At 70.5% G+C, this 2,783-nt stretch carries 2 protein-coding genes; one reads left to right on the top strand and one right to left on the bottom strand.

What is annotated here, in order from left to right; genetic code table 11:
- Positions 1 to 27: 27 nt before the first annotated feature.
- On the bottom strand, positions 28 to 1,617 hold the full coding sequence (gene serA / locus KME77_RS04905) for a phosphoglycerate dehydrogenase (protein ID WP_219462380.1): 1,590 nt from the start codon (positions 1,615 to 1,617) through the stop codon (positions 28 to 30).
- A 335-nt stretch (positions 1,618 to 1,952) separates the two neighbouring features.
- Here serA and KME77_RS04900 point away from each other — a divergent pair, with 335 nt between their 5' ends.
- Positions 1,953 to 2,714: a hypothetical protein gene (locus KME77_RS04900; protein ID WP_308250554.1), complete on the top strand. Its 762-nt coding sequence runs from the start codon at positions 1,953 to 1,955 to the stop codon at positions 2,712 to 2,714.
- Positions 2,715 to 2,783 lie beyond the last annotated feature (69 nt).

Raw genomic sequence — 2,783 nt, 5'->3', positions numbered from 1 at the left:
TCCAGCGGCAGCCGTACGGGGAGACGCCTAGTCCTCCAGGTCGACCGAGCGCCCGCTCTCGGCGCCGATCTCGGCGATGATCTGCTCGACCACCTCGGCCGGGATGGCCGAGTCGACGGTCAGCGCGATCAGCGCGACGCCGCCCTTGACCGAGCGGGCCACCTGCATCGAGGCGATGTTGATGGAGTGCTCGCCAAGGAGGCGGCCGACCACGCCGACGATGCCGGGACGGTCGGTGTAGGTGAAGAACGACAGGTGCGCGGTCGGCTCGATCTCCATCTCGTAGCCGTTGACCTCGACGATCTTCGTGATCTGCCGCGGGCCGGACAGCGTGCCCGAGACCGAGACCTGGCGGCCGTCGGCCAGGACGCCGCGCACGGTCACGACGTTGCGCCAGTCGGGGCTGTCGGAGCTGGTCACCAGCTCGACGCTGACGCCGCGGTCCTTGGCCAGCAGCGGCGCGTTGACGTAGGTGACCTGCTCCTCGACCACGTCGGTGAAGACGCCCTTGAGCGCGGCCAGCTCGATGACCCGCACGTCGTGGGAGGCGATCTCGCCGCGCACCTCGACGTCGAGCTTGGTGGCCACCTCGCCGGCCAGCGCGGTGAACACCCGGCCCAGCTTCTCGGCCAGCGGCAGGCCCGGCTTGACGTCCTCGGCGACCGCGCCGCCCTGGACGTTCACCGCGTCGGGGACGAACTCGCCCGCCAGCGCCAGCTTCACGCTCCGCGCGACCTGGGTGCCCGCCTTCTCCTGGGCCTCGTGCGTGGAGGCGCCCAGGTGCGGCGTGACGACGACCTGGTCCAGCTCGAACAGGGGGCTGTCGGTGCACGGCTCCTTGGAGAACACGTCGATGCCCGCTCCGGCGACGCGTCCCTCCTTGACCGCCGAGTAGAGGGCGCCCTCGTCCACGATGCCGCCGCGGGCCACGTTGACGATCCGCACCGACGGCTTGACCTCGTGCAGCTCCTTGTCACCGATCAGCCCGACCGTCTCCTTGGACTTGGGCAGGTGCACGGTGATGAAGTCGGCCTGCTTGAGCACCTCTTCGAGGCTGACCAGCTTGACGCCCATCTGCGCCGCGCGCGCGGGCGGCAGGTAGGGGTCGTAGGCGATCAGCTCGACGCCGAACGGCTGCAGCCGCTGCGCCACGAGCTGGCCGATCTTGCCAAGACCGAGGATGCCGACGACCTTCTCGTCCAGCTCGACACCGGTGTACTTGGACCGCTTCCACTCGCCGTTCTTCAGCGCGGCGTGCGCCTGGGCGGTGTTGCGGGCGCTGGCCAGGATGAGGGCGATGGTCTGCTCGGCGGCGCTGGTGATGTTGGAGGTCGGGGCGTTGACCACCATCACGCCGGCCTTCGTGGCCGCCTCGACGTCCACGTTGTCCAGGCCGACACCGGCCCTGGCCACCACGCGAAGCCTGGGCGCCGCCGCGATCGCCTCGGCGTCCACCTGCGTGGCGGAGCGGACGATGAGCGCGTCCACGTCCGCGAGCGCGGGCAGCAGCTGCGCGCGGTCGGCGCCGTCGGTGTGACGGACCTCGAAATCGTTGGCGAGTACGGCGAGGCCTGCCTCGGACAGCTCCTCTGCGACCAGTACGACGGGCTTGCTCATGGGATGTGGATCCTTAGGGGCATGCGGGCGGGCTGTTGAGGGACACGTCAACGGGCCCCTCGGATCCCCCAGAGTCTATCCGCGCTTGTGAATGTGTTCACGAGAGACCCAGCATCTGAGACGCCGCCCGCCGTACCCGCGGGATCGGAAACTCATCCACACTGCGCCCATCTTTGTCTTGATCGGAAGATTTCTTGCCCATTAGCCTGATAAGCCGTGACCAACTACCTATGGTTCGTCATATGAGCATCGGGAATCCTGCGCTTGCCGACGTGCTCGCCCAGCATGGCACTCCGCATCGCCTGCTGGGCGCTCTCGCCGATGGTGGGGTCCTGGTGGCAGTGCGGCCAGACCGATCGGTCGTCCTGGGCACCACCCAGGCCGGCGACAGGGTGCTGCTCGGATACACGAGCGCCGCCACGTACGCCAGGCATCGCGGCAGTCATTCGCTCTCCGCCTGTAACCCCGACACGATCCTCGACATCCAGCGCGTCACCGGCGTGCGGGAGATCGTGATCGACGCGGCGGGGCCGGCGGCGGCGGCCGTGCCCATAGACGACCTTCAGCGCTACCTCGCCTCGACCCGCACCGGGCCCACACCGGTCATGTCGGGTGCCGCCCCCGCCGCGTACGCGACGGGCGCGATGGCCACCGTGTCACGGGGGGCCGCGCTCGCGCAGGTCGCGCCCCCGGCACCGGACGCCCCCGCGCTCCCGTGGATCCCGGCGCCCAGGCCGCACCTGTCCGGGCCGATGCAGCAGGTGGACCCCGGGTACCGGCGGTGCACGCACCCGATCCTGCCCGCCCTGCGGCGGGCGATCTCCCATCTGCTGATGGACTACCCGCTGGTTCACCATGTCTGGATCTCCGAGGCGCGCACCGCGTCGGGGGCGCCGGGGATCATGCTGCACGTGAAGGTGCACATGTCGGCGGCCGAGGACGTGGTCAGGGACCTGCACCGGGGGGTCAGGGCGAGGCTGCCGCAGTTCGCGGCCAGCGGCGCGCCGATCCTCATGGCCCGGGTGGCGGACTCGCGCAGCGAGCAGCGGATGGTCGAGATCGGCGCGCACGTGGTCTGCGCCGACGTGGCCGACTGACCCGCTCGCGGCTGACCCGACGGCGGCGGAGGAGCGTTTCCGGCCGCGGCCCGCTTCGCGCGGGCCGGC

The organism is Nonomuraea rhizosphaerae (assembly GCF_019396405.1).
In the GTDB taxonomy this organism is placed as follows: Bacteria; Actinomycetota; Actinomycetes; order Streptosporangiales; family Streptosporangiaceae; genus Nonomuraea; species Nonomuraea rhizosphaerae.
The sequence above is the reverse complement of the archived record's forward strand: the minus strand, read 5'-3'. Positions and strand labels throughout refer to the sequence as shown.